The sequence below is a fragment of the Desulfoplanes sp. PS50 genome, from assembly GCF_053851535.1.
Window position 1 is genome coordinate 1 of sequence record NZ_JBSPZA010000065.1, and the last position, 4,080, is coordinate 4,080.

The following is a 4,080-nucleotide window of genomic DNA, read 5'->3' on the forward strand; positions in this document are numbered from 1 at the left end:
CTTGAGTATCAACGTATGGTGTTATGAAGAGCAAGAGTTTTGCCCACGGATGCACACGGATGTACACGGATGGAAGAAAAGGAAGTATTTCCTCTTTCTTTCATCCTCTTCCCTCTTAAATCCGTGTCAATCCGTGTGATCCGTGGGCAGATATCTTTTTTTCTTCTTTTTGAAGGGGATCCCCCTGTGTCAGGAAAGATGTCGCCTCAATTGATCACCCACAAAAGGGGGCTTTTTGAGGTAGCCAGGCACCAACGAAAAGGGCAAAGACAGGGGGGCCAACGAAACAGTGTCTGCCCTCCCGGTACGAGGTACAGTGTCTGCCCCCCCCGGGGTACACGAAAGGGCTTTGTAATAAAAACTGCTGTTTCGAGCAATAAAATCAATGCTGGCAGAGGGTTAGATGGTTCAGACCCCATAGGCACGTTCTCATTGTACAAAGGCAGCGCGTATGTTGTTACAAAAAATATCACTTCAAAACTTCCGTTGTTTCGATGAATTGACCCTTGAATTCAGAGACAGGCTCAATCTCTTTCTGGGAGATAATGGAAGTGGGAAGTCGACCATTCTCGATGCCATTGCTGTGGGGTTGGGGACCGTTGCGACGTATCTTCCTGATGTTGCCGGGGTGTCGTTCAAGGATGATGACGTGAAGGTTGAGGGTGGATCAAAGGCTCCCTTTGTGCGGGTTGCTGTGGAAACTCGAAGCGGGGTGTGCTGGGATATCACGAAGCGCAGGGATAAGAGCAAGAAAACAGCGCGTCTGGTTCCTCAAGGGATAGGTAAGAAGCAGGTTACCGGGTATCTGGATACGCGTGTCATCGATCCTTACAATGAATCAAAAGATTTTATCCTGCCTTTTTTTGCCTATTATGGTGTGAGCCGGGCGATTCTCGACATTCCCCTTCGCAGGAGAGGTTTTTCAAGGCGTACATCCAGGTTTCAGGCTCTGGCAGGGGCACTGAATGCGGACAGTCGTTTCAAATCCGCTTTTGTGTGGTTCTACAACAAGGAAAACGAGGAATCCAGGCTTCAAAAGGAGAAGCGGAGTTTCGATGTTACCCTGCCGGAACTCGATGTTGTCCGAAGGGCTTTGAGCTCCTTGTTTCCGGATTTGTCCGAACCGCACATTCAAATCCACCCCCTACGGTTCATGGTCAAAAAGGGAGGTCAACTCCTCAGTTTGCATCAGCTCAGCGATGGCTATAAAACCATGCTCGGGTTGATACTCGATCTCAGCTCACGTATGGCCATGGCAAATCCTGACGTGGATGATCCCCTTGCCTGTGAGGCATTGGTCATGATCGACGAAGTCGATCTTCATTTGCATCCCACCTGGCAGCAGCGTGTACTCGGGGATTTACTGAAAATCTTTCCCAAAACCCAGTTCATCCTGACAACCCATAGTCCGTTTATTGTCGAGTCCCTGAATAACCATTTGAAGAGACACACAATCGCTCGACATGAGATACATGATCCCATTGTCACCGATATAAAACCCCTTCCAGCAGAGAGGGTGAGTGCGTTCTTGCTTGCAAACGGTGAAACGCATGACATTATGGACAGGAACCTGGGTCTCGTGGATGACAGGTTGATAGCTCATTTCAATGAGATCAACATCCTCTATGACAGAATGCGTGATATAGAATGGGAAGCGGCCCATGATTGATCTTGGCCCGGATGAACACTGCGTGTGTCGGCAGTACAACAATGAGCTTGAATCGTGTGTGGATGAATGTACGGTCAGAGAAAGCGGAAAGGCTGTTCGTTTGAAACCCTCATCCGGTGAATCTGTCAAGGCCGTCATTCTTGATGGGTGTGTCATGCGGGATAATGATACAAAGTGTGACGCATTGTTTCTCTACGACAGGGGTAATAGAAAGTACTCTTTTCTTGTAGAGCTGAAAGGGGCTGGAGATTTGCAAAAAGCTTTCGAGCAACTTGGCTACACGCTGCATCATCGTTTAGAATACAGAAGAATTGTTGATATATTTGATGCGTCACCCGGCGGCAAAACCAATGAGAAATGTGTGATTGTTTCCAATGGGCAGATTGCAAAACCGGCGCAGGAACGTTTGGAAAACGAGTATGGGGTGAGAGTCAGGAAAATTTTGTACTGCGAAGGCAATTCCAGGATTCCTGATCTCAGGGAAGTGATATGACCTGCATGGAAGATTTTTGACGAGTCTGAACTGTAGTAAATAGTTCGTTATTTCGGAAGCTTGATTGTGTTTAGGTTGGACTCGGTTCATTCTAAAAGCAAAAAACGGCCATTTTAGAGTCATAAAATCAACGAAATCAAACATTTCGAGGGGTCAGACCCCATGGGCAGACGAAAGGTGAGTTCGAGGGGTCAGACCCCACGGGCAATCCTTCGGGATGGGTTGGATGAGGCGGCGGCGTGGTATGTGGAGAAGCTTGGGTAGGCTGTTGGGTTAGTACAATAGCTACGGAATTTTTGAAAGAGCTTCCGTGGGAAGTGTGTGATAAATATGAGATTTGGGAATAGGTAGATGGGCAAGCAAGAAGGATTGAAAAGTGAACTGGATAGTGAGCGTAATCAAAAATCCAGTTTGATGGCAGATATTTTTAAAGTTTTTTCGTCACAAATTGTTGTTATTTTGTTGGGGCTGGTAAATGGGTTTATAGTACCTAAGTGGTTGGGTGTATCTGGTTATGCCGATTATAAAACTTTTTTACTTTATGCCGGTTTGGTAGGTATTCTTCATTTTGGTTTTGCAGATGGTGTGTATTTGAAATATGGAGGGGTGCAACCAAAAAATATAGATATTAAGGATCTATACGAAGAATTCCTGTTTCTTCTTTTTTTTCAAATATTAATTTCTTTGCCTTTTGTTTTTTTTGCTTTGCTTTTTGATGATCCTTTTCTTATTCCGCTTGCTTTGATTATTATTCCGACGAATCTAATAACTTTTTTTGTATTCCTTTATCAGGCAACAGGAAGATTTACTGAATATGCCCGGTATAATATTCTTCGGCCTGTACTAAGATTGTTGCTTGTGCTGGGTGTGTTGTTTGTAGTTGGTTCTCAAAATATCTGGCTTTTAATTTGGGGACAAGTTCTTATAAACTGGATTATGGTTCTTGGACTGTTGCGGTTTTCAAAATTACCTTTTACTTCTTTTTCACCAATACGAATTTTTAAGAATACTAAACACTGGGCTCATATTCAAGTTGGCTGCTTTATCATGCTTGGGAATTTGTCGGGATTACTATTTTATAGTATGGACCGATGGTTTGTGAAATTCTTTCTTTCTAAGGCTGACTTTGCCTATTATTCATTTGCAGTTTCAATGATGGGATTGGTTTTGATATTGATTTCTGCTGTTTCAATGACATTTTATCCTGTACTCAGTAGAAATTTGGGGCAATCAAATGTCGTTGGTCCTATGCGAGATAAGATTTTAGTTTTAGGGGCATTTTCTGCTGGAGCATTTTTTCCGTTTGCATTAATTGTGGATTGGTTTCTTCCAGAATATAGAGATTCTCTTAGGGTGATATCCTTCCTTTTTGCAGGGCTTCCTGCAATTTCTGTAATTAATGTTATTTATGTAAATTCTTATAAAGCAGCCAAGTTGGAAAGGAAGTATTTCTTTCAAGTTCTTTCGATGGTTTTCTGTTCCTGTCTTTTGAATGTAATCGCGATTACTTTCTATCCTTCCGTAGAAATGATTGCTGTAGCTTCGACTGTTGGTTTTTATCTGTGGTTTTTTTCCTATCCAAAATTTCAAAAGGATTCACGACCAACAATTAAAATTATTGCCTTTGTTTTTCTTTTTTTGCTCAACTTTTTTATAACTACGATCTTTTTCCAAAAAAGTATTGGCATAATGATTTTTTTCACCGTCCAAATAATAATATCATGGTGTATTTTTAACGAAGTTTTTGTATGGTTATTTAAAATGATGAATACAATTTTTTTGACACTAAAAAGGCTCCTCGCTATTTCGTGTGGGTAGGGGGAAATTCGAGCTTGCCCCCGAGGAGGTAAATCATGGTGATGAGATTACGAGTTGAACGGTATCCACGGGCTTTAGCTTTTGCTGCTTGAATGAGACT

At 42.7% G+C, this 4,080-nt stretch carries 3 protein-coding genes; all 3 read left to right on the forward strand.

The features are described 5' to 3' along the window. Positions 1-451 precede the first annotated feature (451 nt). The 3 genes from ACTVJH_RS15600 (at position 452) to ACTVJH_RS15610 (ending at position 3,980) form a co-directional block, all read left to right on the forward strand. A complete protein-coding gene (locus tag ACTVJH_RS15600; RefSeq protein ID WP_455992757.1) occupies positions 452-1,669 on the forward strand; it encodes an AAA family ATPase in 1,218 nt (405 codons plus the stop codon). After that, entirely contained in the window at positions 1,662-2,162 is a 501-nt protein-coding gene (locus ACTVJH_RS15605; RefSeq protein ID WP_455992760.1) for a hypothetical protein, read from the forward strand. The genes ACTVJH_RS15600 and ACTVJH_RS15605 overlap by 8 nt, the downstream gene beginning before the upstream one ends. 351 nt (positions 2,163-2,513) lie before the next feature. Continuing rightward, on the forward strand, positions 2,514-3,980 hold the full coding sequence (locus ACTVJH_RS15610) for a hypothetical protein (RefSeq protein ID WP_455992763.1): 1,467 nt from the start codon (positions 2,514-2,516) through the stop codon (positions 3,978-3,980). Positions 3,981-4,080 lie beyond the last annotated feature (100 nt).

What these genes read in the sequence shown, in the direction of transcription:
- ACTVJH_RS15600 (WP_455992757.1), top strand. Translation starts at nt 452, where the DNA reads ATGTTGTTACAAAAAATATCACTTCAAAACTTCCGTTGTTTCGATGAA.
- ACTVJH_RS15605 (WP_455992760.1), top strand. Translation starts at nt 1,662, where the DNA reads ATGATTGATCTTGGCCCGGATGAACACTGCGTGTGTCGGCAGTACAAC.
- ACTVJH_RS15610 (WP_455992763.1), top strand. Translation starts at nt 2,514, where the DNA reads ATGGGCAAGCAAGAAGGATTGAAAAGTGAACTGGATAGTGAGCGTAAT.